General features: G+C 67.9%; 19 protein-coding genes. 10 read left to right on the top strand and 9 right to left on the bottom strand.

Features of this window, described 5'->3' with window-relative positions:
- Nucleotides 1-11 precede the first annotated feature (11 nt).
- The 3 genes from A9G05_RS13335 to A9G05_RS27665 all read right to left on the bottom strand — a co-directional run bounded on the left by A9G05_RS13335 (nucleotide 12) and on the right by A9G05_RS27665 (nucleotide 3,028).
- Nucleotides 12-2,021: a PhoX family phosphatase gene (locus tag A9G05_RS13335; protein WP_069561446.1), complete on the bottom strand. Its 2,010-nt coding sequence runs from the start codon at nucleotides 2,019-2,021 to the stop codon at nucleotides 12-14.
- Between the two features lie 105 nt (nucleotides 2,022-2,126).
- Nucleotides 2,127-2,708: a murein L,D-transpeptidase catalytic domain-containing protein gene (locus tag A9G05_RS13330; RefSeq protein WP_069561445.1), complete on the bottom strand. Its 582-nt coding sequence runs from the start codon at nucleotides 2,706-2,708 to the stop codon at nucleotides 2,127-2,129.
- Nucleotides 2,709-2,851: 143 nt separating this feature from the next.
- Nucleotides 2,852-3,028 (bottom strand): hypothetical protein, encoded by a 177-nt coding sequence (locus A9G05_RS27665; RefSeq protein WP_171902717.1) that lies wholly within the window; start codon nucleotides 3,026-3,028, stop codon nucleotides 2,852-2,854.
- Between the two features lie 181 nt (nucleotides 3,029-3,209).
- Here A9G05_RS27665 and A9G05_RS13325 point away from each other — a divergent pair, with 181 nt between their 5' ends.
- The 4 genes from A9G05_RS13325 to A9G05_RS13310 all read left to right on the top strand — a co-directional run bounded on the left by A9G05_RS13325 (nucleotide 3,210) and on the right by A9G05_RS13310 (nucleotide 8,449).
- A complete protein-coding gene (locus A9G05_RS13325; RefSeq protein WP_069561444.1) occupies nucleotides 3,210-4,280 on the top strand; it encodes an HlyD family secretion protein in 1,071 nt (356 codons plus the stop codon).
- Nucleotides 4,280-7,006, top strand: coding sequence for a ribosome-associated ATPase/putative transporter RbbA (gene rbbA, locus A9G05_RS13320; RefSeq protein ID WP_069561443.1), 2,727 nt, complete (start codon nucleotides 4,280-4,282; stop codon nucleotides 7,004-7,006). Before A9G05_RS13325 ends, rbbA begins: the two co-directional genes overlap by 1 nt.
- A 1-nt stretch (nucleotide 7,007) precedes the next feature.
- The gene (locus tag A9G05_RS13315; protein WP_044405802.1) at nucleotides 7,008-8,132 is read left to right on the top strand and encodes an ABC transporter permease; all 1,125 of its coding nucleotides are present in this window, start codon (nucleotides 7,008-7,010) and stop codon (nucleotides 8,130-8,132) included.
- A 107-nt stretch (nucleotides 8,133-8,239) separates the two neighbouring features.
- Complete coding sequence (locus tag A9G05_RS13310; protein ID WP_069561442.1) at nucleotides 8,240-8,449, top strand: hypothetical protein; 210 nt, start codon at nucleotides 8,240-8,242, stop codon at nucleotides 8,447-8,449.
- Between the two features lies 1 nt (nucleotide 8,450).
- Here A9G05_RS13310 and A9G05_RS13305 read toward each other — a convergent pair whose 3' ends face one another.
- Nucleotides 8,451-9,371 (bottom strand): LysR family transcriptional regulator, encoded by a 921-nt coding sequence (locus tag A9G05_RS13305; RefSeq protein ID WP_069561441.1) that lies wholly within the window; start codon nucleotides 9,369-9,371, stop codon nucleotides 8,451-8,453.
- A 98-nt stretch (nucleotides 9,372-9,469) separates the two neighbouring features.
- On the opposite strand from A9G05_RS13305, the gene A9G05_RS13300 reads away from it, so the two are divergent.
- The 5 genes from A9G05_RS13300 (at nucleotide 9,470) to A9G05_RS13280 (ending at nucleotide 13,703) form a co-directional block, all read left to right on the top strand.
- Nucleotides 9,470-11,257: an alkyl/aryl-sulfatase gene (locus A9G05_RS13300; protein WP_069561499.1), complete on the top strand. Its 1,788-nt coding sequence runs from the start codon at nucleotides 9,470-9,472 to the stop codon at nucleotides 11,255-11,257.
- 107 nt (nucleotides 11,258-11,364) lie between these two features.
- Nucleotides 11,365-11,610 carry a DUF1145 domain-containing protein gene (locus tag A9G05_RS13295; protein ID WP_069561440.1) on the top strand — a complete coding sequence of 82 codons (246 nt, stop codon included), beginning with the start codon at nucleotides 11,365-11,367 and terminating at the stop codon, nucleotides 11,608-11,610.
- Between the two features lie 251 nt (nucleotides 11,611-11,861).
- Nucleotides 11,862-12,149: a hypothetical protein gene (locus A9G05_RS13290; protein ID WP_069561439.1), complete on the top strand. Its 288-nt coding sequence runs from the start codon at nucleotides 11,862-11,864 to the stop codon at nucleotides 12,147-12,149.
- Between the two features lie 70 nt (nucleotides 12,150-12,219).
- Nucleotides 12,220-13,023, top strand: coding sequence for an AraC family transcriptional regulator (locus A9G05_RS13285; protein ID WP_069561438.1), 804 nt, complete (start codon nucleotides 12,220-12,222; stop codon nucleotides 13,021-13,023).
- A gap of 65 nt (nucleotides 13,024-13,088) precedes the next feature.
- Complete coding sequence (locus tag A9G05_RS13280) at nucleotides 13,089-13,703, top strand: LysE family transporter (protein WP_069561437.1); 615 nt, start codon at nucleotides 13,089-13,091, stop codon at nucleotides 13,701-13,703.
- A 321-nt stretch (nucleotides 13,704-14,024) separates the two neighbouring features.
- On the opposite strand, the gene mqo is transcribed toward A9G05_RS13280, so the two are convergent.
- The 3 genes from mqo to A9G05_RS13265 form a co-directional block, all read right to left on the bottom strand.
- Entirely contained in the window at nucleotides 14,025-15,617 is a 1,593-nt protein-coding gene (gene mqo / locus A9G05_RS13275) for a malate dehydrogenase (quinone) (RefSeq protein ID WP_069561436.1), read from the bottom strand.
- Between the two features lie 612 nt (nucleotides 15,618-16,229).
- Nucleotides 16,230-16,724, bottom strand: coding sequence for a DUF1543 domain-containing protein (locus A9G05_RS13270; protein WP_069561435.1), 495 nt, complete (start codon nucleotides 16,722-16,724; stop codon nucleotides 16,230-16,232).
- Between the two features lie 119 nt (nucleotides 16,725-16,843).
- On the bottom strand, nucleotides 16,844-18,370 hold the full coding sequence (locus A9G05_RS13265; RefSeq protein ID WP_069561434.1) for a diguanylate cyclase: 1,527 nt from the start codon (nucleotides 18,368-18,370) through the stop codon (nucleotides 16,844-16,846).
- A 155-nt stretch (nucleotides 18,371-18,525) separates the two neighbouring features.
- On the opposite strand from A9G05_RS13265, the gene A9G05_RS13260 reads away from it, so the two are divergent.
- Entirely contained in the window at nucleotides 18,526-19,485 is a 960-nt protein-coding gene (locus A9G05_RS13260; RefSeq protein WP_069561433.1) for a class I SAM-dependent methyltransferase, read from the top strand.
- A 49-nt stretch (nucleotides 19,486-19,534) separates the two neighbouring features.
- Here A9G05_RS13260 and A9G05_RS13255 read toward each other — a convergent pair whose 3' ends face one another.
- Entirely contained in the window at nucleotides 19,535-19,873 is a 339-nt protein-coding gene (locus tag A9G05_RS13255) for a tryptophan synthase subunit beta (protein WP_069561432.1), read from the bottom strand.
- A gap of 259 nt (nucleotides 19,874-20,132) precedes the next feature.
- Nucleotides 20,133-23,017, bottom strand: a 2,885-nt coding sequence (locus A9G05_RS13250) for a type I secretion C-terminal target domain-containing protein (protein WP_139131156.1), incomplete at its 5' end; no start/stop codon positions are given.

Raw genomic sequence — 23,017 nt, 5'->3', positions numbered from 1 at the left:
TGGCGGAGGGGTCAGAGGATGCGTCGGCGGTCTTCCCGGGTGATCACCACCGTTGCCGAACGCGGCCGGCGGCCTGGGCCGTCCGGCCAGGTGCTGGTCAGGTTGGTCGGGGTCGAGCCCTCGCCCGGGTGCTGGATGTTGACGAACAGCGTGCGGAAGTCCGGGGTCGCCGTGATCCCGGTGATCTCCGCGCCCAGCGGCCCTACCAGGAAGCGCTTCATCTCCCCGGTGCGCGGGTCCGCCACCAGCATCTGGTTGTTGCCGAACGGGCCGGACGCCAGTTGGCTGCCGCTCATGTCGGTCTGGATCCACAGGCGGCCGTCCTCGTCGAACCACAGCCCGTCCGGGCTGGCGAGGATGGAGCCGGCGTCCAGCGGTTGGCCGTTCGGGCCACGGCTGTCGCTTTGCGGGCCGGCCAGCAGGAACAGGTTCCAGTTGAAGCGTGCGCCCGCGTAGTCACGGCTCTGCTCGCGCCAGCGGATGATGTGGCCGTAGGCATTGTTCGGACGCGGGTTGGGCGCGTCCGGCGTGGTGCGTGCGGTGTTGTTGGTGAGGGTGAAGTACACCTCGCCGTTGTCCGGGTTCACCGCACCCCATTCCGGGCGGTCCATCTTGGTCGCGCCCACGGCATCGGCGGCCAGGCGGGTGTTCACCAGCACATCGCCCTGGTCGGCGAAGGTCACGCCGGCCTTCTGGCAGGCCTGCTGGAAGGCCGGGTCGTTGATGTCCAGGGCCAGCCACTGGCCGCTGCCATCGGCGTTGAAGCGCGCCACGTAGAGTGTGCCGTTGTCCAGCAGGCGATGGTTGCGCTTGCCCGGGCGGAACGTGTCACGGCTCACGTACTTGTAGATGTACTCGTTCTGCGAGTCATCGCCGGAGTAGCAGACCACCCGACGGCCCGGCTTCACCGGCGCGAAGATCAGGCCCTCGTGGGCGAAGCGGCCCAGGGCCGTCCGCTTGACCGGGGTGGAGGTGGGGTCGAACGGGTCGATCTCCACGATCCAGCCGAACTGGTTCGGCTCGTTGCGGTAGTCGCCCTTGGCATCGGCAGCCTTGCGGGTCGCGTCGAAGCGCTCGAACTCATCGCCCGCCAGCGTCTCCCAGCCGAAGCGACTGGTGTTGCGCAGGCCATAGCGTTTCAGCTCGCGGGGCAGGTCGGCGTCGCGGGTGGCGAAGTAGCCGGCCCAGTTCTCCTCGCAGGTCAGGTAGGTTCCCCAGGGGGTGAAACCGTTGGAGCAGTTGTTCTGGGTACCGCGCGATTGGGTGCCGTCCGGGCTGTAGCGGGTCTGCATCAGCGCGTGTCCACGTGCCGGGCCGCTGATGCGCATCGGCGTCGCTGCTGTTATGCGGCGGTTGCGCGGGCTGGGTACCACATTCCACTCGCCGCGCACGTCACGGCGGATCTCCACCACCGACACCCCATGGGCGTTGATCTCCTTGCGGACCTCCTCGGCACTGGTGCGCTTGCCGTTCACCACGGTCGGGCCGTTCGGGTGCAGCAGCGGCGCGTCGATGTACTCGTGGTTCAGCACCAACAGGCCGTGGTCCGAACGTATCCCGAAACCGTGGCGGGCATCGATGGGGAAGAAGTGCATGCCGTCGTGGTGCATGCCGGTCTGCTCGGCCTGGTCCTGGGCGCTGTTGCTGGCGTCATCGGCAAAGGCCGGGTAGCGGCCGGTGATGGGCGTACCCCAGGGAATGAACGCGGTGGCCTTGTAGCCCGGCGGCACCGTCACGGTGTCGGCGCGACCGGTGGGGATGCCCTCGAAGCCCAAGCGCTTGCGCGGACGGAAGGGGAAGCCCAGGCCGCGTGCCTCGGCCTCGATCTCGGTGGCCTGGGCCTGGCCGGGCAGGCTCACGCCAAGGAAGGCGAGGGCGCCCAGGGTGGCGCCACCGGCCAGCACCTCGCGGCGCTTCAGACCGGCGATCAGGTCACTGATGTGCAGGTTGTCCGAGCCGTTGCTGGGCAGCTCGTCGCCGTTGCCGAACAGCACGGCGGTGTCGTTGTTTTCGTGGTTCAAGGCATGTCTCCATACAGGCGAATCGACGGAGACCTGACGCTAAAGCCCAAAAGCGACCGGAAAATGACAGTGCCACCCGGCGGCGTGAGCCGGCACGCAAAATCGTCAGCGCGGACCGATGGCGAAGATCAGTGCGCCACCCTGCAACTGGCGGATCACCCGGTCACGGTCGGCGCTGGCCAGCACCAGGCAGCCGTTGCTGCGGCCCGCCACACCGTGGGCCTCGATGAAGTCCCGCTCCATGTAGTCCCGTGCATGCACCACGATGGCCCGTGCCATCGCATTGCGGTTGCTGTGGCTCAGCCCCTCCAGGCGCATGGAGAGGCCGTGGCCCGGGGCCTCGCTCTTGAACACCTCGGCCGTGCGGAACACCCCGAGTGAAGACGCCAGGCTGCCTGGACGATCGGAAAAACGCTCCGCGTAGCCATCGTGGTCCGTGTCCGAGCCGCGCCCGTGGGCCACGCGAAACCGCCCCAGCAGCGCATGGCTGCGCCGCTCGAACAGCAGGAAGCGTGGCTCGTTGGAGCGCTGGCCGTAATCCACCACGGCGAAATGCGAGTGGTTATCACCGCGAAGTCGCTCTAGGATTCCAGGCATCTCGCTGGCCGGCACCCATTGGCGCAAGTCGTCTGCCAGGGCGGCAACAGGCGAGAGCAACAGCAGGAGGACGACGAGGGATTGGCGCATGGGGCGGCCTCGTTGGAGCAGCCGCCGCTGAACCCCGGAGTCACGGAGGACGCAAGATGAGGGACAGGTATCGACGCGGCCAGGCAAGGATCGAAGGCCGCGTCCAGGCGACCCGCAAGGGGTCGCCGGCGGGGCACAGAGTGTCAGCGCTTGCCCATGGAACGGCGCGAGCCGCGCGGCGGCATGCCGGGGCGTTGGCCACGGTCGTGGCCTTTCAGGGTCTGGTACCAGGGCAGGCTCTGCTTCGGCTTTTTCTCGGTCGCCTCAGGGCTGGTCTCGGGGGCGGCCGGAGCGCCGGTGTCTTGAAGGGTGTCGTTCATACAAGGTCCATGGCGCCTTGGCGCCGGTCACTGGAGAGTCTGGCCGATCAGGCCGGGCGCCATCATATCGCAAGTCGCTGGAAGCGCCCTCATCCTCGGCGGAGGCACCCTGACCTGTATCAAGGTGATTTCCGTGGAGTTATCGGATGATCCCCACCATCACAAGGAAATGGACTGAAAAATGAAGCAACCAAGCAAACAGGTTCGGGGCTGGATCGTCTCCGCGCTCGTGGTCGCCGCGCTCGGCGCCGGCGCCTGGTGGGTGCTGCGCCCGGCCGGCCTGGGAGAGGGCTTCGCCAGCGGCAATGGCCGCATCGAGGCCACCGAAGTGGACGTGGCCACCAAGCTGGCCGGCCGCGTGGCCGAAATCCTCGTGGACGAGGGTGACTTCGTGAAGGTCGGCCAGGTGGTCGCGCGTATGGACACCCAGGTGCTCCAGGCCCAGCTCGCCCAGGCCGAAGCCCAGGTGCGCCAGACCGAGAACGCTCGCCTCACCGCCCAGGCCCTGGTGGCCCAGCGACAGAGCGAGCAGGCCACTGCCGAAGCCGTGGTCGGCCAGCGTGAGGCCGAGCTGACCGCCGCCAGCAAGCGCTTCACCCGCACCGAGGCCCTGGTCAAGCGCAATGCCTTGCCCCAACAGCAACTGGACGATGACCGCGCCGTGATGCAGAGCGCCCAGGCCGCCCTGGCCGCCTCGCGCTCCCAGGTGGTCTCGGCCAAGGCCGGTATCGAAGCCGCCCGTTCCCAGGTGATCGAGGCCGAATCCGCCATCGAAGCCGCGCGCGCCTCCGTCACCCGGCTGGCAGCCGACATCGAAGACAGCCTGCTCAAGGCCCCCCGCGACGGCCGCGTGCAGTACCGCGTCGCCCAGCCCGGCGAAGTGCTGGGGGCCGGTGGCAAGCTGCTCAACCTGGTGGACCTGGGCGACGTCTACATGACCTTCTTCCTCCCCGCGCCCCAGGCTGGCCGCGTCACCCTCGGCTCCGAAGCGCGGCTGGTGATCGACGCCGTGCCGCAGTACGTCATCCCCGCCAAGGTCTCCTACGTCGCCAGCGTCGCCCAATTCACCCCCAAGACCGTAGAGACCGCCAGCGAGCGCGAGAAGCTGGTGTTCCGCGTCAAGGCCCGCATCGACCCGGCGCTGCTCAAGCAGCACATCACCGCCGTGAAGACCGGCGTACCCGGCATGGCCTACCTCAAGCTGGATGAAGCGGCCACCTGGCCCGAGCACCTCGAAATCAAGGTGCCCTGATGAACGCCGTCAGCCATGTAGCGCAGTTGAGCGGGGTCTCGCTGCGCTACGGCGACACCTTCGCCCTGAACGAGGTCGACCTGGCCATCCCCGCCAACTGCATGGTCGGGCTCATCGGCCCCGACGGCGTCGGCAAGTCCAGCCTCCTGGCGCTGCTCTCCGGCGCCCGGCGCATGCAGAGCGGCAGCATCCGCGTGCTCGACGGCGACATGCGCTCGGCCCGCCACCGCCGCGCCATCTGCCAGCGGGTCGCGTACATGCCCCAGGGGCTGGGCAAGAACCTCTACCCGACGCTCACCGTGTTCGAGAACGTCGACTTCTTCGGACGCCTGTTCGGCCACGACCGTGCCGAACGCGAACGGCGCATCGACGACCTGCTGCGCAGCACCGGGCTCGACCCCTTCCGCGAACGGCCCGCCGGCAAACTCTCCGGTGGTATGAAGCAGAAGCTCGGCCTGTGCTGCGCGCTGATCCACGACCCCGACCTGCTGATCCTCGACGAGCCCACCACCGGCGTCGACCCGCTGTCGCGCAACCAGTTCTGGGAACTGATCGGGCGCATCCGCCAGGGCCGCGAAGGCATGAGCGTGCTGGTGGCCACCGCCTACATGGAAGAGGCGGACCGCTTCGACAGCCTGGTGGCCATGGACGCCGGCCGGGTACTCGCCACCGGCACCCCGGCCGAGATCCGCCAGCGCACCGGCTGCGACACCCTTGAAGAAGCCTTCATCGCCCTGCTGCCCGAAGAGAAGCGCAGCGGCCACCACCGCCTGAGCATCCCGCCCCGCAAGCGCGGCAACGGCGAGATCGCCATCGAAGCCGAAGGGCTCACCTGCCGCTTCGGTGATTTCGTCGCCGTGGACCGCGTGAGCTTCCGCATCGAGCGCGGCGAGATCTTCGGCTTCCTCGGCTCCAACGGCTGCGGCAAGTCCACCACCATGAAGATGCTCACCGGCCTGCTGCCGGCCAGCGAAGGGCGCTGCGCCCTGTTCGGGCAGGACGTCGACGCCAGCGACCTGGCCACCCGCCGGCGGGTCGGCTACATGTCCCAGGCCTTCTCCCTCTACGGCGAACTGACGGTGCGGCAGAACCTCGAACTGCACGCCCGGCTGTTCCACCTCCCGCCCGAGCGCATCGGCCCGCGGGTGGGCGAAATGCTCCAGCGCTTCGACCTCGACGGCGTGCAGGACGAGCTGCCCGAAGGCCTGCCTCTGGGCATCCGCCAGCGCCTGTCGCTGGCCGTGGCGGTGATCCACGGTCCCGAGCTGCTGATCCTCGACGAACCCACTTCCGGCGTGGACCCGGTGGCCCGCGACGGCTTCTGGGAGCTGATGATCGACCTCTCGCGCAACGACGGCGTCACCATCTTCATCTCCACCCACTTCATGAACGAAGCCGAGCGCTGCGACCGCATCTCCCTCATGCACGCCGGGCGCGTGCTGGACAGCGACACCCCCGCCGGCCTCATCGCCAAGCGCAACCTGCCCACTCTGGAAGCCACCTTCATCGCCTACCTCGAAGAGGCCGCCGGCATCAGCGGCCAGGCGCCCCAGGCCGCACCGGTGCTGGCAAAGGGCGGGGAGGGCACGAGCAAGGACCGGGGCTTCAGCTTCGCCCGCCTGTTCAGCTACGCCCGGCGCGAAAGCATGGAGCTGCGCCGCGACCCGATCCGCCTGACCCTCGCGCTGCTGGGCACCGTGCTGCTGATGTTCATCATCGGCTACGGCATCAGCATGGACGTCGAAGACCTCTCCTATGCCGTGCTCGACCGCGACCAGACCACCACCAGCGAGGCCTATGCCCTCAACCTGGCCGGCTCGCGTTACTTCATCGAGCGCGCGCCGATCCACGACTACGCCGAACTGGACCGGCGCATGCGCAGCGGCGAGCTGAGCCTGGCGGTGGAGATCCCGCCGGGCTTCGGCCGCGACCTCAAGCGCGGCGCCCGGCCCACCGTCGGCGTGTGGATCGACGGTGCCATGCCCACCCGCGCCAACACCGTCAAGGGCTACGTCCAGGGCCTGCACCTGGAGTACCTCGCTGAACTCGCGCGGCGCTCGCCCTCCGGCGGCTACACCACGGCAGTCACCACCGAAGTGCGCTACCGCTACAACCCCGACGTGGAGAGCCTGGAAGCCATGGTGCCGGCGGTGATCCCGCTGCTGCTGATCATGATCCCGGCCATGCTCACCGCCCTCGGCGTGGTGCGCGAGAAGGAGCTGGGCTCCATCACCAACCTCTACGTCACGCCGGTCACCCGCCTGGAATTCCTCCTTGGCAAGCAACTGCCCTACGTCGCCATGGGCATGATCAACTTCCTGCTCATGGTGGCTCTGGCCGTGGTGGTGTTCGGGGTGTCCCTCAAGGGCAGCTTCGTCACCCTGGTGCTGGCCGCGTTGTGCTACGTCATCACCGCCACCGGACTCGGCCTGCTGCTGTCCACCTTCATGCGCAGCCAGATCGCCGCCGTGTTCGGCGTGGCCATCGCCACCATGGTCCCGGCGATCCAGTTCTCCGGGCTGATCCACCCGGTGTCGTCCCTGGAGGGGGCGGCGGCCCTGGTCGGGCAGGCCTATCCGGCCACCCACTTCCTCATCATCAGCCGCGGGGTGTTTTCCAAGGCCCTGGGGTTCAGCGACCTGGCCGGCTACTTCGTGCCGTTGCTGATCACCATCCCCGTGCTGCTCGGCCTCAGCGTCCTGTCGCTGAAGAAGCAGGAGGTCTGAAATGGGCAGCCTGAGCAACATCCTGCAACTGGGGCTCAAGGAGTTCCGCAGCCTGCAGCGTGACTACGCGATGCTGGCGCTGATCCTCTGGGCCTTCAGCATGGGCGTCTACAGCTCCGCCACCGGCCTGCCGGAAACCCTCCACCACGCGCCCATCGCCGTGGTCGACGAGGACCGCTCGCAGCTCTCCAATCGCCTGGTCAATGCCTTCCAGCCGCCGTACTTCCGCACGCCCGAGCTGATCGACCAGGCCGGCATGGACCGTGGCATGGACACCGGCCGCTACACCTTCACCCTCGACATCCCGCCGGACTTCCAGCGCGACGTGCTCGCCGGACGCAACCCGGTGGTGCAGCTCAACGTCGACGCCACGCAGATCGGCCAGGCCTTCAGCGGCGCCGGCTACGTGCAGAACATCATCTCCACCGAGGTCAACGAATTCGTCGCCCGGCACCGGGGCCAGCAGGCCATGCCGGTGGAACTGGAGATGCGCACCCTGTTCAACCCCAACCTCACCCAGGCCTGGTTCGGCGGGGTGATGGAGGTGATCAACCAGATCACCATGCTCTCCATCATCCTCACCGGCGCCGCGCTGATCCGCGAGCGCGAACACGGCACCGTCGAGCACCTGCTGGTGATGCCGCTCACCGCCTTCGAGATCATGCTGGCCAAGGTCTGGTCCATGGGGCTGGTGGTGCTGGTGGCCACCGCCCTGAGCCTGGTGTTCGTGGTACGCGGCTGGCTGGCCGTGCCCATCAGCGGCTCGCTGTCGCTGTTCCTGGTAGGGGCCGCGCTGCACCTGTTTGCCACTACTTCCATGGGCATCTTCCTCGGCACCGTTGCCCGCTCCATGCCGCAGCTCGGGTTGCTCACCATCCTGGTGCTGATGCCGCTGCAGATCCTCTCCGGTGCCACCACCCCGCGCGAGAGCATGCCGGAGCTGGTGCAGCACGTGATGCTGATCGCCCCCACCACCCACTTCGTCGCCCTGGCCCAGGGCATCCTCTACCGCGGTGCCGGCCTCGACATCGTCTGGCCGCAGTTCCTCGCCATCCTCGCCATCGGCAGCGCCTTCTTCCTCGCCGCCCTGCGGCGCTTCCGCGCCACCATCACGCAGATGGCCTGATACGGGGGCGCCGGCCCTCCGTCTGCCGGCCGCCCCGCTGCCCATACCCACGGGTGGACGGGGCGCGCTGCCTCGCCGTGGTGCGTGGAAATACGCCGTAAAGGATTTTGCCGACGGCAGGCTGCACCCCGCCGCACTACCAGCGCCACGAGTACCGGCGCCACGACTGGCGCCAACCCCGGAACGACTGGGACGAACGCCGCCACGACTACACCCCGCGCCTGCAGAACTGGGGCGGCCAGCCGGAAGGCGGACCACGTTACTGGCAGGGCCGTGGCCGTCATGACCATGATGGCCGCAGTGGCTGGGGGCGCTAGCTCAGCCAGGCAAGGCCGCAGGGGTGCGGGCGTCCTCGTCGAGGATCAACTCGCGCATCGCCTCGGCGGCCGGTGACAAGGTGCGCCCGGCGCGGCTGACCAGGCCGTAGGCCGAGCGTTGTGACAGCAGGCCGGGCGCCAGCTCCAGCAGGGCCAGGCGCCCGGCTTCGATCTCTTCGGCCACCACGTCCAGTGGCGCCATGCTCAGCACGTCGCTTGCCGCCACCAGGGCCTTCAGCACCATGAAGTTGTCACACTCGATGCCCAGTGGCTGGCCGTTTTCTGCCAGCCGCCCCAGGGCCTGCGCCACCTCGGCGGGCACCTGGGTGCCGGCCAGCGGGTAGGCTGCCAGGTCGGCCGCCGTCAGCCGGTGCCGGCGTCGGCCCAGCAGCGGGTGACCCGGTCGGCAGAAGATCACCCCGGGCCAGCTACGCAGGGACGTGACCTCCAGTTGCGGGTCGTCGCGCAGCTCCCGCACATCGGCCACGAACAGCTCCAGGGCATCGTCCAGCAGGCGCTGGTGCAGGCTGTACCAGGTGTCGATGGCCAGTTGCACCCGCACCCCCGGGTGCGCCCCGGCAAAGCGCCCCAGCGCTCGTGGCACCAGGCGGGCGGCGGGGTAGGGGCCGGCACCCAGGCGCAGTTCACCGCTGCCCAGGTTGTCCAGTTGGGAGACGGCGCTGCGCAGCGCACGGTCGCCGTCCAGCAGGCGCCGGGCATGCTCCAGCACCAGCCGGCCGTGGGCGGTCAGGCTCACCTGGCGCGGGCCCCGGTCCAGCAGGCGGCAGCCCAGGCCGTTCTCCAGGGCCTGGATACTGCGGCTCAGGGCCGGCTGGCTGAGGCTCACCGCCTCGGCGGCACGGGCGAAGTGGCCGTGTTCGGCCAGGGCGACGAAGTGGCGGAGCTGGCGAAGGTCGTTCATGCGCGGTCTGCATTGAAAACTGAATAAGAATGCATTGGCATTATCGTTCGGCCGCTGCCAGCCTGTCAGCGCTCATCCACAACAACAACGAGCCGACCATGCGACTGACTACCCGCTTCAGCAGCCTGCTGCTGGCCGCGACCCTGCCCCTGGGGGCCGACGCCGCGCTGCCTGACGAAACCCTGAAAGCCAGCATCAACCCCGAGCTGGCCGAACACACCCGGCACTTCAACCAGAAGGTCTACCAGGTGGCCGACAACGTCTGGTCGGCGGTGGGCTGGAACCTCGCCAACAGCGTGATGATCGAGGCGCCCGAGGGTCTGATCATCGTCGACACCGGCGAGTCGGTGGATCAGTCGCGCAAGGTCCTCGCCGAGTTCCGCAAGATCAGCGACAAGCCCATCAAGGCCATCGTCTACACCCACTTCCACCCGGACCACATCAACGGCGTGAAGGCCTTCGTCAGTGAAGAACAGGTCAAGAGCGGCGAGGTGCGTATCTACGCCCAGGAAACCCTGCTGGAAAACGTCGTCACCCAGGGTTCGCTGGTGGGGCCGATCCTCGCCATGCGCTCGGGCTACAGCTTCGGCGTTGCGCTCTCCGACGAGGACAGGCGCGACATGAACGCCGGGATCGGGCCGCAGGCCCACGAGGGCGCCTCCACCTTCATCGCCCCCACCGACACCTTCCGCGACAGCCTCGACACCACCATCGCCGGCCTGCCGGTGCAGTTCCTCCATGTGCCCAGCGAGGCCCCGGACGAAATCGTCCTCTACCTGCCCGGCAACCGCGTGCTGATCAGTGCCGAAGTGATCCAGGGGCCGACCTTGCCCAACATCCACACCCTGCGCGGCACCAAGTTCCGCGACCCGGTGGTGTGGGTGGCGAGCCTGGACAAATTGCGCGCTTTCCAGGCTGACGTGATGGTGCCGCTGCACGGCCAGCCGGTGAGTGGGCGGGAGAAGGTGGAGGAGGTGCTGCGCATGACCCGCGACGGCATCGCCTATATCCACGACCAGACCGTGCGCTGGATGAACAAGGGCCTGACCCCTGACGAACTGGTGGAGAAGGTCAAGCTGCCGCCGCACCTGGCCGGCTACACGCCCTACCTGCGCGAGTACTACGGCACCGTGAAGCACAGCGTGCGGCAGATCTACCAGGGCTATCTGGGCTGGTTCCAGGGTGACCCGGTGGACCTCGACCCCATCCCGCCGGCGGAGAAGGCCAAGCGCCTGATCGCCCTCATGGGTGGGCGCGACAAGGTGCTGATGGCAGCCGGCGACGCCTACCTGAAAGGTGACTGGCAGTGGGCGGCCGAGCTGGCCGGTTACGCCATTCGCATCGACCATGACGACACGCTCGCCCGCGACATCAAGGCCCGCAGCTTCCGTCGCCTGGGCTACGCCAGCATGAACATCAACTGGCGCAACTGGTACCTGATGAGCGCCATGGAGCTGGAGGGCAAGCTGGAGGGCGACGTGGCGCTGGAAATGTCCCGCCGGGTGCGTTCGGCCTTCCTCTCGCCGGACATGCTGAAGAACCTGCCGGCGCGCATCTTCCTGCAGAACTGGGTGACCCGCATCGACCCGGAGAAGAGCGGCGACGTCGAACTGGCCCTGGGCTTCGCCTTCCCCGACATCGACGAAGCCTGGACCTTGGAAGTCCGCCGCGGCGTGGCCCAGCTCAAGTCCGGCATCGACCCTGCCGTACCCCTGCGCCTGACCCTCGACAAGCGCTACCTGGACACCGTCATCAGTGGCGAGAACAGCCTGCTCAAGGGCGCGCTGCTGGGGGACGTGAAGGTCGATGGCAACCTGCTCGACATCAAGACCTTCCTCGGCTGCTTCGATTTCGAGGACGCCCCCATCGCCCTCACCGTGCGCTGAGCCGGGCAGGGCGCGCCCGCCGGGGCGTCCTGCCAACCAAAAGTGCGGAGAGTCGTGCCGTCACCAGGCGGCACACTCTGTCTCCCGCCCCTCACGATGGAGACACCATGCACCTGCCTTCCTTCCTCAAGGGCGCGCTGGCCATGTTCTGGCTGGTGGCGCTGCTCAACGTCATCTACCCCTTCGGCGATACCCTGCACCGGCCGTTGCTGCTGGTTTCCGCCCTGGTCCTGCTGGCCCACATCGGCGAAGCCGCGCTGTTCAACCGCAAGCTGCGGGCCCGGCCTTCGCCCTGGCTGGAGCGCGTCCAGGTCCTGCTGTTCGGCTTCCTGCACCTGCGCGGCCTGCGTTGAGGCCGGGCGCCTCTGCCTGTCATAGCCCTGTAATGGCAACTGCGTAGGAGATGTCGGACCCCGTCGCACCTGACGGGGTCCTGTCTGTTCTGTTGAACGATCGGCTGAACCTGGAGCGGGATGGCGTGTTCATAACCCTGTCGATGCGCCAGGGAGCGCCGACTATCGGGCACTTCTGAAAACGACCTGCGCTGACGGCCTCGCCCAGGTTTTAAGAGGTGCCCCTGCGAGGACGCATGCAAGGAGCCCACATGATGAAGATTTCCTCCGAACTGGCCTTGAACAATGCGCGCACGCAACTGGCCCTGATGCGCAGCGCGCCGGACCGCCGGGCGCTTGCCTACCGCTTCGCGGTGGCGCGCGGCTACATCGATGCGCTGCACGATTTCGCCGTGATCGATGCCCGGCAGTGGCGCCAACTGCTCGACGAGGCCGATGCCTTGCGCCTGGAGGCCGATACCGCGTTGCACAGCCTGCCCATGGCCAACCTGCCGCTGGGTCGCAGCCTCGCCGAGCCGTCCCCGGCCCAGGTGGCCTGACCGCCTGCACATTGCCGGCCCGATAGCGGGCGCCGTATGCTCGGCGCCTTTCCCTCCTGGGCCGGATGCGATGTTCTCTTCCCGACAGGCCATGCTGGGCTGGATGGAAGTTGCCCATTGCAGCGGCACCGGCCACCGCTTCGCCAAACACAGCCACGACGAATGCGTCATCGGGGTCAACCTCGTCGGCGTGGAAGAGGTGTGGCTGGATCGGCGCACCTTCAGCGCCCAACCGGGCGACATCACCCTCTACAACCCCGGCCAGATCCAGGGCGGTGGCGTGAAGGACGGCGAGCCCTGGCGCTTCGCCGGTCTCTACCTGGCCGCTGACCGACTGGCGGCCGACTTCGGCCTGGCCCACCTGGAGTTCGAGCGTGCCTGCTGGCGCCAGCCGCGTCTGGGGCAGTGCCTGAGCGAAGCGGTCGTATTGGGCCTGCAGGCTGATCCCCACGTCCGCGAGCGCGCCGAGGAACGCCTGCTGGAGGCGTTGGCGCACCTGGTGGATGCCTGCGCCGCACGCCTGCCGCGCACCACCGCCCTCGGGCGCGGGCCGGTGGCTCGGGTCCAGGCCCTGCTGGCCGACCGTCTGCAGGACGCGCCCGACCTGGAGGAAATGGCCGCGCTGGTGGGCGTCTCGCGTTTCCACCTGTTGCGTGCCTTCAAGAAGGAAACCGGCCTGAGCCCGCGCCAGTGGGCCATGCAACTGCGCACCTGCCGCGCCCGTGGGCTGCTGCGGGCGGGCGTGCCGGCCACCGACGTGGCCCATGCCCTGGGTTTCGCCGACCAGAGCCACCTCAACCGGCACTTCCGCGCCGCCTACGGCATCACCCCTGGCGAACTGGGGCGGCGCCTGCGCGGCCAGGCTGCAATCTGATCCAAGTCCGCCCTGGGGCGAGCCGGCATACTCGCGCCTTTCTGGCCGTGCCCTGGGAGCATTCGATGTCGATGGTGTTCATTTCCGCCTTTCTGTTCGGCGTGGCGTTCTGCCTGTCGCCTGGTGCCGTCCTGGCCGAGACCCTGCGCCGGGGCCTGCTGCATGGCTTCCGTCCGGCGCTGATGGTGCAGGTTGGGTCACTGGCCGGCGATGCCCTCTGGGCACTGCTGGGGTTGGCCGGGCTGACCCTGCTGCTGGCCCAGGACGCGGTGCGCGTGCCGCTGACCCTGGCCTGTGCCGCCTACCTTGCCTGGCTCGGTTGGCGAAGCCTGGGGGATGCCTGGCGACTGCCGGAGGCCGGCGACGAAGCCGCTCCAACGGCGGACCGGGGCGCCTTGCTGACCGGCGCGGCGATCTCCCTGACCAACCCGAAGAACATCGTCTACTGGGGGGCTCTGGGCAGCGCTCTGGCCGGCATCGTCGGCGAGGCCCCGAGCCTGGCCCAGACCGCCACCTTCTTCGCCGGTTTCATGACCGCCTCGGTGGCCTGCTGCTTCCTCTGCGCCGGCCTGGTGGCCTGGCTGCGGCGCAACGCCTCGGCCTTCTGGCAGCGGGCCAGCCACGGGCTGTGCGGCGTGCTCCTGCTGGGCCTGGCAGCGCTCGCCCTGCGCGGGCTGTAACCATTGGGCGCCGCTCTGTGTCGCCTGTCTGGAGTGCCGCCTGCTACCCGAGGCGCACATCGCCGGCGGGCATGGTCTGGTGATCGGTGAGGGCGTGGAGGGCCGGGCATTGCCGACCAGGGCGTGAGGACTTCAGGCTGCCGTCGCCCGGACTTCGGTCCGGGAACGCGCCAGGCGCGTGTTCAGGTCCCGTAGGAGCGCGCTCTGCTCGCGAACGTTTTCACCTGGGAGCCTGGGTTTCAGCCCGGCTTGTAGCTGAATGTCGTGCGGAAGCGGCTTCAGCCGCGATGCCCCGCCCAGGGCGGGCGGGGCAGGGGGGGATCAGAGTGCGGCGGCCGGGGCCGGGGTGCTCTCGGCCTGGACGGGGATGAACTCCAGCTGCAGGCGCTCGTGACTCCAGGCGCGGGTGCTGTTGGTCAGGTCCAGGTCGTCGTTCAGCTTGCGGCCGTAGGACGGGATGATGGCCTTCAGGCGCGCCTGCCAGGCGTCGCTCTTGAGCTTCTCGGGGAAGGTCTTCTCCAGCACGCTGAGCATGATCGGCGCAGCGGTGGAGGCGCCCGGGGAGGCGCCCAGCAGGGCCGCGATGGAGCCGTCAGCGGCGCTCACCACTTCGGTGCCGAACTGCAGCACGCCACCTTTCACCGGGTCTTTCTTGATCACCTGCACACGCTGGCCGGCCTGTATCAGTTCCCAGTCGGCGTCCTGCGCATCGGGGAAGTACTCGCGCAGGGCGGCCATGCGGTCGTCCTGGTCGAGCATCAACTGGCCGACCAGGTACTGGCTGAGGTCCAGGTTGTCGATGCCGGCGGTGGTCATCGGGCCGATGTTGTCGGTGGTGATGGCGCTGAACATGTCCATGTGCGAGCCGTTCTTCAGGAACTTGGTGGAGAAGGTCGCGAAGGGGCCGAACAGCAGCACTTCCTGGCCGTCCACCACGCGGGTGTCCAGGTGCGGGACGGACATGGGCGGGGAGCCGACCGAGGCCTTGCCGTAGAGCTTGGCGTGGTGACGGGCGACGATTTCCTGGTTGCGGGTCATCAGGAAGGAGCCGCCCACCGGGAAGCCGGCGTAGCCTTCGGCTTCCGCAATGCCGGATTTCTGCAGCAGCTTCAGCGCGCCGCCGCCGGCACCGATGAACACGAAGCGAGCGTTGACGGCGCGTTCGGCACCGTCGTTTGCCAGGTCGGCCACCACCACCTTCCAGGTGCCGTCGGCGTTGCGCACGATGTCGCGCACTTCATGGCTCAGGTTCAGCTTGAACTTGGGTGATTCGGACAGGGAGGCGAACAGTTGGCGGGTGATCTCGCCGAAGTTCACGTCGGTGCCGATGGTCATGCGGGTGGCGGCGATCTTCTGGGCCGGGTCGCGGTCCTGCATCACCAGCGGTACCCACTGGGCGATCTGGGCGTGGTCTTCGCTGTATTCCATGCCGCGGAACAGGTTGCTGTGCTGCAGGGCGGCGTGGCGCTTCTTCAGGTAGGCGACGTTGTCGTCACCCCATACGAAGCTCATGTGCGGGACGTTGTTGATGAACGAACGGGGGTTCTTCAGCACGCCACGATCGATCTGGTAGGCCCAGAACTGCTTGGAGATCTCGAAGGATTCGTTGATTGCCACGGCCTTGCTGATGTCGATGCCGCCGTCGGCGGTCTCGGGGGTGTAGTTCAGCTCGCAGAAGGCGGAGTGGCCAGTGCCGGCGTTGTTCAGGGCGTTGGAGCTTTCCTCGGCGACCTGGTCGAGGCGTTCGAAGGTCTCGATCGTCCACTCGGGCTCCAGCTCGTGGAGGTAGGTGCCGAGGCTGGCACTCATGATGCCGCCGCCGATCAGCAGCACGTCGAGGGGTTGTTCGGGGGCGTCGGGCTGGGAGCAGCCGACCACGCTCAGGCACGTCAGTGCCAGCAGCAGTTTCTTCATCGATGAACCTTCCAGTCTTCCGGGCTGCGCCTGCCACCCTGTGCACGCGGTGTGGCCGGGCCCTTTGTAAGGGCGCGACCGGGCGGTGGCGCTGCGTTCTTCTGGCCGTCGCCTGTGGCGGCGGCTGCGAACGGTGGTCCGAGACCACCGTGGGCGGCCAAATTAGCAAGGGCTGTGCCATATGGTCGCAGGCTGGGTGGCGCGGGGCTTGCAGGATGGCGCGTCACCAACCGGGTGGCGGGTACCCGCCATCCGGATGGTGTCTGGAGGGGGGTGAGTGGCGGAAATCCGCCCATCCGCCTCAACCGCGAGTGCGCGGAACGATACAGCCGGTGATGCGTTGACGGGAGGTGAGACAGTCCCGCGTCTTGGCCGGGACCTGCGTCGGTCGCAGGGCGTTGGCAAGCGCTTTCTCCTTGGGCACCTGGCTGTCCTGGAGGGGCAGCGTCGGCCTCGGCGGCTGGCTCGGGCGCAAGTCCAGCGCCAGGCCGTAGCGGCCGTCTTCCAGCCTCACCAGGCTGCCCGGCGGGTATCCAGCCGGGTGCGCTGAGTCTTTCCTGATGCGGCGGGTCCGGTCGTCTTGCCTGGCGGCCTGGTGCCTGGCCCTTGGGCTCAGGACAGGACGATGTAGTCGCTGCGCTGGGTGATGCCCCGGTGCTCGCCTTCAGTGAGGTGCACGTAGCGGCCGTCGAGCAGGTCGATGGGGATGCAGTCGTCCACGTCCAGCAGGGCGTCGGTGTGGGGTTTGTCCCAATCGGCGTGCATGCGGCGCTTGCCGCGCTCCTTGGCCTCGGCGCGGTCGCGGGCGACCACCAGCAGGTAGCGGTGGGCTTCGCCGAAGGAGCCGGGCTCGTAGCCGCCGAGGTTGATGAAGTAGAGCCGGGGCGAGCCGGGCGCCGGGGCCAGGCTGCTGAGGCTGACGCGGTAGCCGTCGACGCCTTCGATGGCCATCCAGGAGTCGATGTGCAGGCCTTCGCGGCTGCCGAACCACTCTTCACGCAGGCGGGGGTAGGTGTCTTCGATGGTGTCGGCGAAGGCGAACACCACGTCGTGGACTTCGATCTTGGCCCGGGGGTGCCGACCACCGAGCATGACGACGTACAGCATTGTCGTTGTCGTTCCTTGGAAGAACAGGGGGAAAACGCCCGGCATCCACTGCCGGGCGGCGCGCCATGGTAACGCACGGCTGTGGTCACGGTGCAGCGCTTTTTGACGGTCTGCAGGGCTCAGGATGCCGGCGGGTGAACCCGGTCACGGCCTGCACCCTTCGCCTGGTACAGGGCTTCGTCGGCGGCGCGCAGCAGTTGCGCCTCGTGGGGGCTGCTGTCCTGGGGGAGGGGCATGTACACGTGGTACCCGAGGCTGACGGTGACCACGCCGTGGTCGCTGCCGCTGTGTGGGATTTCCAGCGCACGCACGGCCTGGCGGATCTGCTCGGCGATGCAGTGGGTGTCCTCGGGGGCAGCGTTGGGCAGCAGCAGGGTCATTTCCTCGCCACCGTAGCGCGCGGCCAGGTCGCCGGGGCGACGGGCGAAACCGGCCAGCACCTGGGCGACGGCGCGGATGCACTGGTCGCCGGCGAGGTGGCCGTAGTGGTCGTTGTAGCGTTTGAAGTAATCGATATCGAGCATGACGATGCCCAGTGGCGTGCCCAGGCGTCGGGCCCGACTGGCTTCGATGGGCAGCACGGCGTCCAGGCGTCGGCGGTTGGCCAGGCCGGTGAGGGCGTCTTCCAGGGCCAGTTGCTCCAGGGTCTCGTGGGCCAGGCGCAGCTCCTCCTCGGCCAATGCGCCCTGTTCCATTTGCCGCACCAGGGTGGCGGCGAACAGCACCAGGCCGGCGATCACGACCACCACCACGAGGCATGAGCGGGCCACCTGGTTGAGCCAGGGCGCGGCGATGGACTGGGTGGCGATGCCGGTTTCCACCAGCAGGGGATAGTCCTGCAGTTGGCGGTAGCTGAACAGGCGCTCGACGTCGTCCAGCGAGGAGCGGGCCACCGTGAGCCCGGCGGGTGCCTCCGGCAGCAGGTCCTTGACGATGTGGGTATTGGCCAGGCTGCGGCCGGTGGCGTAGGGGTCGAAGGGGTGGCGGACGAGGATGGCGCCGTTCTGCTCGGCCAGCACGATGATGCCGCGCTCGCCCAGGTCGAAGGTTTCGTAGTAACGGTTGAAGTAGGCCACTTCCAGGGTGGCCACGGCCACGCCGACGAACTGGCCGTTGCGGTCGTCGATGCGCCGCGAGATGGGGATCACCAGGTCGCCGGTGAAGCGGCTGCGGATCACCTGGCTGACGTGTACCCGGTCGTCGGGGTCGTCGCGGTGGTAGCGGAAGTACTCGCGATCGGCGTTGTTCATCGGCTGGCCACCCACCTCGCGGTCGGTTACCACGCAGTTGCCTTCCTTGTCGTAGATGAACAACTCGTGGAGTTGGGGCAGGAACTGCTGCTGGCGCTTCATCAGCCGGTGCATGCGGGTCGTGTCCAGCCGCGCCAGGCCGTCGTGCTCGACTTGCTCGATGAGGTCGTAGAGCAGCGCGTCGGCCTGGCGGATGGCGTCCCGCGCGTGCTCGGCGGCGGCTCCGGTGACGTTGGTGGCGCTGACCTCGGCGCGGTGGAATTCCTGCCGGTAGTCGAGCCAGACCTGCCAGGCCTCCATGGCCAGGATCGCCAGGATGGCCAGGGTGGTGAACAGGCGTGCCAACCGTTGGGTGCGCTGATGGGGAGGAGGCTTGGAAGGGGCGGATGCATTCATGCTCGGGGTCGTGATCCTGGGTACTGCGGGTCCGGGCGGCCGTGTCGGTGCCCGGATGGGGGAACCTTGGTTCTGAGCGTAGCGGAAGGCGCCGATGACTCCAGCGAGGCGGCCCTTGGTTTAGAATGCCGCCCCTTTTCCCGACGCATATCGCCATGACTCCCGACTCCTTCGACATTCTCCGGCACCGACTCGTCACCGCCCTGGCTGAGCCGCCGGCCGAAACCCGGCGTGTGTTCCATGGGCGTGGTCGGCTCTGGCCGGGGTTGGAGCACGTCACCGTGGACTGGCTGGAGGGCGTGGTGCTGGTGGCGCTGTTCCGCGAGCCTCCGGCCGAGGCGCTGGAGGAACTGCGCGCGCTGCTGCTGGCACTGGCCGAGGTGCCTGTCTGGCCTGCTGGAGCCGTTCGCAGTGTGCTGCTGCAGCACCGCTACCGACCCGGCAGCGAGACCGAGTGCCTGTGGGGCGAGGCAGTGGATGCCTGGACCATGCACGAGGACGGCCTGGCCTATCGGCTGGACCTGATGCGCAACCAGAACATCGGCCTGTTCCTCGACATGCGCCATGGCCGCCGCTGGGTGCGCGAGGTGGCGGCAGGGCGCCGGGTGTTGAACCTGTTCGCCTACACTTGCGGCTTTTCCGTGGCGGCCATCGCCGGTGGTGCCGAGGCCGTGGTGAACCTGGACATGGCCCGCGCGGCGCTGGCCCGTGGGCGTGACAACCACCGCCTCAATGGCCATGAACTGGGGCGGCTGAGCTTTCTCGGGCATGAGCTGTTCAAGTCCTGGGGGCGGCTGAAGCGGGAAGGGCCCTATGGGCTGGTGATCATCGACCCGCCGTCGTTCCAGCGCGGCAGCTTCGAGCTGGACCGGGACTACCGCAAGATTCTCCGCCGCGTGCCGGAATTGCTGGCGCCTGGTGCGCGGGTGCTGGCCTGTGTGAACGACCCGTCCACCGGTGCCGACTTCATCATTCGCACGATGGGTGAGGAAGCACCGGGGCTGGTGTTCCGCGAACGCCTGGCCAACCCACCGGAGTTCGCCGACGAGGACCCGGAGGGTGGGCTCAAGGCCCTGGTGTTCGAATGGGACGGTGCCGGGCCGGCCGGGGTCTGAGCGCTGGCCTGGAGGGCGGCAGGCGGTGTGAGCCTGCCCGGTGCGGCGTTCAGATCACGCCTGCATCGTCGTCGTTGATCAGCCGGTTGAGCCCGCCCAGGGCTTCCCGCGCCTGGGTCCGGCTGAGCAGCTTGGACTGGGCAGCCGGTGGCAGGTCGGTGATGCGCAGGACGCCCTTGGCCATCAGCACGCTGATCAGGTCTTCCAGCACCCGGATCATTTCGCTGTCGCTCTGCTTGAGCTGCAGCAGGCTGGCCTCGATGGTCTGGTTGGAGTACCAGGCGAGCACTTCCTGATCGTCGGCGGGGAGCTGGCCGTGGTGGCCGGCGAACTCGGCCGCTTCGACGCGGACCAGTTTGCCCCGGTCGTCGCGCTGCACGTAAAGCATGGATACCCCCTGGTTGGACATGGTGCGCCGGACGCACATCTATACGCGTGGCTCGGCGGGCAGACAACAGGCACTTTCTAAAGCCACCTGCGTTGTCATCGTGTGGTGTTGTCAACGGGTGCAACAGGCTTGTTCACACCCTGTAAACGGCGTTCAGCCATGCGCTGACGACCGCGCCCGGGTTTTCAAGGGCGCCCTGCAGCGGCCGGGCAGGGTGGACTTCCCACCGCGCGGCCGGGCGCGGCGGGAAGGGACCTCATCAGCTGTGCTCGGTCTTCACCAACGGGTCGGAGCCGGCCACCAGCGAGCTGACGATCTGCGAGGAAGTCGACCCGTACTGGGTCAGGTCCACGCCTTCGAGCTTGATGGTCACATCGGCGCCGTTGGCGACGTTGCCGCTGGTGCTCACCTGCAGGGTGCTGGTGGTGGTGTCGACCTTGAGGTAGTCAAGGATGTTGTTGGCGTTGGCGGCATCGGGCAGCAGGTCGCTGAGGTCGATGCGGTCGCCTTCGCCGGCGTTGAAGTCCTTGATCACGTCGTTGCCGATGTCGCCGGCCTTCCAGACGAAGATGTCGGCGCCGGCACCGCCGGTGAGGGTGTCGTTGCCCACGCCGCCGATCAGCAGGTCATTGCCGTCACCGCCATTGAGCAGGTCGTGGCCAGCGTTGCCGTAGAGCACGTCGTGGCCGTTGCCGCCGTTGAGGATGTCGGCGTACTTGCTGCCGTTGATCAGGTCGCTGGCCTCGGTCCCGTTGGTGGTGCCGATGGTATGCAGCGCCCAGCCGGTGTCGGTCTGCACCAGTTCCTGCCCGGCGCCCGGGGCCTGGAAGATCTCCAGTCCGCTGCCGCTGGCGCCCAGCACCTTGTAGGTGGAGTCGGCACTGCCACTGAGCTTGAACTCAACTTTCAGGCTGGCCGCGGCGCCCTGGTCCCAATACAGCAGCTCCAGCGCCTGCAGGTCACCGCTGAGGCCGATGCCGCTGAACACCTTGGAGGTGGTGCTCTGGATGTAGTCGGCCTCGGCCACCACCTGGCCACCGATCATCAGGCGGTAACCGTCGTCCGCGGTGACGCGGATGTCGTAGGTGCCACCCTGGGCCAGGTCGAGGAAACCGTGGGCGCGGATGATCGCGTCCGAGGTGTCGCCCAGGCCCGCGCCGCCGGCCTTGAGGTTGGAAACGTTGCCCGTGCTGGCTGCCGTGAGGAAGTCGTACAGGTTGTTCCGGTTGTTGCCCGAGCTGCCGATGGTGGCACCGTTGGACAGGCTGCGGTTGTCGCCCAGATCGTCGCTGAACACCGGGGAACCGTTCCTCAGGCCGTAGTCGATGACGTTGGCGACGAAGGTGGCGTTGACCGATGCGGCGGCCGCGTTGTCGTTGGAGCCGATCAGGCTGGTGCTGTTGCCACTGCGGGACTCGACGTAGTCCTCCACCAGCTTGAGGCTGGTGAGGTTCGGCCGGGTGCTGCCGCTTTCTGCGTAGCCCCAGTATTCGCCGGTCAGGCCGCTGGACAGCGCAGTGCTGGTGTCCGCCACGTTGATGGTGTTGGTGGTGAGGCTTTCATGGCCGACGCCACCGTCGACGATCTTCAGCGTCAGGTGCTGGCTGGCGGAACTGGCGGTGTTGCCGTTGGGCTCCACCGACACGGCCTTGACGTCCAGGTCGATCTCGCCACGTACCGAGCCGCTGACCTGCAGCTTGGCGGTGGCCAACTGGGCTGCAGTCAGGGAAATGACGCCGTTCGTCGCCGTCAGGGTGGTGTTGCCGACCACCACGCTGGCCCCGCTGGGCAGGTTGGAGAGGTCGTAGCGCAGGCTCTCGGAGCCGTCGGTGTCGGTCAGCGCGCCGCTGATGTAGTTGGCCAGGGCGATGCTGGTCTTGCCGCTGACGCCGCCGTCACCGGCCACCACGCCCTGGGAGGAGGTGAGGGTGATGTTGTCGATCAGCGCACCGCGACCTGCGGAGTCGGTGGAGGTGCCGGCCAGCTTGATGGTCAGCGCTTCGGTCTTGCCGGTGCCGGTGAAGCTGAAGTGGATGTTCTCCCAGTTCAGGCTGGTCTGGCTGCTGGTGGAGCTGTACTCGCCCACCAGGGTGTTGCCGAGGTAGACCGCGATCTTGGTGAAGCTGGCGTCGAAGCCCAGACGACCGGCGTAGTCCATGTTCAGCTCGTAGACCTTGCCGACCTCGGTGGCGACGTTGCGGGTGACGCCCAGGGTCTGGGACATGTTGCCGCCGGCGTCGTTGAGTTCCAGCGCGTCCCCATTGTTGGTGCCCGGCAGCCTGACGGTGATGGAGTTGCCGGCCTGGTTCTGCATGCTGTCGCCGTTGGCCCAGACTTCGAACACGTTCCTGCCGCCACTGCGAACGTCGCCAGTGGTGACCAGGGTCCAGTCCTCGAAGGTCGGCCCGGCCACGTCCTGGGAGGTGCTGTTGCTGTTGGGCGCGGAGTCCCAGGTGGTGGTGAACAGCGTGCTGGTCGCAGCGGACTTCACGGTCAGGGTCGGTACGTCGGCCACCGGAGCGATGTCGATGCTCATGGTGCTGCTGGCGGTGCTCAGGGCGCCGTCGCTGCCGCTGTACTTGAAGGTGGCGTAGGTGGCCTGGTTCAGCCCGACGCCGGTGCCGCCGAAGTTGTCGTGGCCGGACTCGTTGCTGTCCGGCACGAAGCGCAGTCCGCCGGCGTCGATCACCGACTTGGTGACGGTGGTGTTGGCGGTGACGTTGGTCCAGGCGCCGTTCACCTGCATCTGCAGTTTGCCTTCGATCGGCAGGCTCTCGACCTTGATCGACAGGGTGCTGTTGGCGTCGACGTCGCTGACCTTGAAGTCGCTCCAGGCGAAGGTGTAGTGGGTGTCTTCGACGCCGTTGACGTTGGCGCCGGCGACCACCACGGGGGCCTCGTTGACGTTGTTCACCTGGATGTTGAACGACTGGGTGTTGGTGCTGCCGTCGGAGCTGGTGGCCTTGACCACGATGGTGTGGCTGGTGGCGGTTTCGTAATCCAGCTTGGTGCCATCGGCAACCGTCACCACACCGGTGGTGGCGTTGATGGCGAAGCGGCCACCGGCGTTGTCCACCAGCTCGTACTGGGTGATGGTGGCGCCCACGTCGCCGTCCACGCCCTTGGCCGTGATGCCCACGACAG

The sequence above is a fragment of the Pseudomonas sp. ENNP23 genome (assembly GCF_001728945.1).
In the GTDB taxonomy this organism is placed as follows: Bacteria; Pseudomonadota; Gammaproteobacteria; order Pseudomonadales; family Pseudomonadaceae; genus Metapseudomonas; species Metapseudomonas otitidis.
This window is presented reverse-complemented; position numbering and strand designations above follow the sequence as displayed.

Coding starts and splice junctions, on each gene's coding strand:
- A9G05_RS27665 (WP_171902717.1), bottom strand. CDS start 3,028: ATGAACGACACCCTTCAAGACACCGGCGCTCCGGCCGCCCCCGAGACC.
- A9G05_RS13285 (WP_069561438.1), top strand. CDS start 12,220: ATGTTCTCTTCCCGACAGGCCATGCTGGGCTGGATGGAAGTTGCCCAT.
- A9G05_RS13330 (WP_069561445.1), bottom strand. CDS start 2,708: ATGCGCCAATCCCTCGTCGTCCTCCTGCTGTTGCTCTCGCCTGTTGCC.
- rbbA (WP_069561443.1), top strand. CDS start 4,280: ATGAACGCCGTCAGCCATGTAGCGCAGTTGAGCGGGGTCTCGCTGCGC.
- mqo (WP_069561436.1), bottom strand. CDS start 15,617: ATGAAGAAACTGCTGCTGGCACTGACGTGCCTGAGCGTGGTCGGCTGC.
- A9G05_RS13270 (WP_069561435.1), bottom strand. CDS start 16,724: ATGCTGTACGTCGTCATGCTCGGTGGTCGGCACCCCCGGGCCAAGATC.
- A9G05_RS13290 (WP_069561439.1), top strand. CDS start 11,862: ATGATGAAGATTTCCTCCGAACTGGCCTTGAACAATGCGCGCACGCAA.
- A9G05_RS13265 (WP_069561434.1), bottom strand. CDS start 18,370: ATGAATGCATCCGCCCCTTCCAAGCCTCCTCCCCATCAGCGCACCCAA.
- A9G05_RS13255 (WP_069561432.1), bottom strand. CDS start 19,873: ATGCTTTACGTGCAGCGCGACGACCGGGGCAAACTGGTCCGCGTCGAA.
- A9G05_RS13280 (WP_069561437.1), top strand. CDS start 13,089: ATGTCGATGGTGTTCATTTCCGCCTTTCTGTTCGGCGTGGCGTTCTGC.
- A9G05_RS13300 (WP_069561499.1), top strand. CDS start 9,470: ATGCGACTGACTACCCGCTTCAGCAGCCTGCTGCTGGCCGCGACCCTG.
- A9G05_RS13305 (WP_069561441.1), bottom strand. CDS start 9,371: ATGAACGACCTTCGCCAGCTCCGCCACTTCGTCGCCCTGGCCGAACAC.
- A9G05_RS13295 (WP_069561440.1), top strand. CDS start 11,365: ATGCACCTGCCTTCCTTCCTCAAGGGCGCGCTGGCCATGTTCTGGCTG.
- A9G05_RS13260 (WP_069561433.1), top strand. CDS start 18,526: ATGACTCCCGACTCCTTCGACATTCTCCGGCACCGACTCGTCACCGCC.
- A9G05_RS13315 (WP_044405802.1), top strand. CDS start 7,008: ATGGGCAGCCTGAGCAACATCCTGCAACTGGGGCTCAAGGAGTTCCGC.
- A9G05_RS13325 (WP_069561444.1), top strand. CDS start 3,210: ATGAAGCAACCAAGCAAACAGGTTCGGGGCTGGATCGTCTCCGCGCTC.